Origin of the sequence: Pseudomonas psychrophila, assembly GCF_001043005.1 — a bacterium.
Taxonomy (GTDB): Bacteria; Pseudomonadota; Gammaproteobacteria; order Pseudomonadales; family Pseudomonadaceae; genus Aquipseudomonas; species Aquipseudomonas psychrophila.
On sequence record NZ_JYKZ01000035.1, the window covers coordinates 1 to 895 of the forward strand.

At 57.4% G+C, this 895-nt stretch carries 1 protein-coding gene and 1 pseudogene; both read right to left on the reverse strand.

Going from position 1 to position 895, the window contains the following annotated elements; genetic code table 11:
- Positions 1-212: pseudogene (locus TU76_RS25700) on the reverse strand (amino acid ABC transporter permease); the annotation flags it as partial.
- Positions 209-895: transporter substrate-binding domain-containing protein (locus tag TU76_RS23885; RefSeq protein ID WP_048352624.1), on the reverse strand; the 687-nt coding region annotated here is incomplete at its 5' end. The gene TU76_RS23885 and the pseudogene TU76_RS25700, both read right to left, overlap by 4 nt.

Below are 895 nucleotides of genomic sequence, written 5' to 3' on the forward strand. Positions count from 1 at the left end.
GGGCCCAGGTGCAGGCCCATCAGGTTCGGCAATTTATCCAGAATGATCGACAGCTTCAGGTCGAAGCTCATGAAGAACATGACGCACAACGCGAACAGCACCGCCCACGTCAGATAGAGTCGGGTGCGAAAGCCAAACAGCTGGCTCAAGCGACGGGGTTCGGTCTTGGCTAGTGAATGTATCTTGGCGGGATGGGGGTTGTGGGCTGTCATTGGCTGATATCGGAACCGATCCACTTCTGCGAAATCTTGCTCAGGGTGCCGTCAGCCTTGAGTTGAGCAATGGTCTCAGTCACCTTGGCACTCCACTGCGGATCGCCCTTTTCAATCGCGACCACGTTGGGCTCAGCGTAGAGCGCGGGGCCTGCGATCTTGAAGCGCGGATCCTGGGCAATCCGTTCACGGGCCGTGATCAGGTTGGTGACCATCGCATCCAGACGCACCCCGCTGCCCAAGGCCAGGTCCTGGAACGCCACGGTTTCATTGTCGTACGGGGCAATCTGGACATGCTCGAACGGGTAGCTCAACGGCTTGTCTTCGGCGCCTTCAATCACCAGGTCCTTGTTCAGATAGGCTTCATAGGTGGACGCACTGATCACGCCGACTTTTTTCCCGGACAAATCCTTGCCTTCAACGATGTCGTTGTCCTTGGCGTTCACCACGATCACTGCTGGCGACTGGTAATACTCGACCGGAAAGTCGAACACTTCAGCCCGGGCCTTGCTCGGGGTCATCGAGCACACACAAATGTCATAACGCCCGCTCCAGCGGCCAGCGGCGATCACATCCCAGGACGGTGTTTCCAGCTTGAGCTTGACCCCTAGCCGTTGCGCCACGGCCTTGGCGACATCCACGTCAAACCCGTCCAGTTGGTTCTGATCATTGAGAAAGGAAAA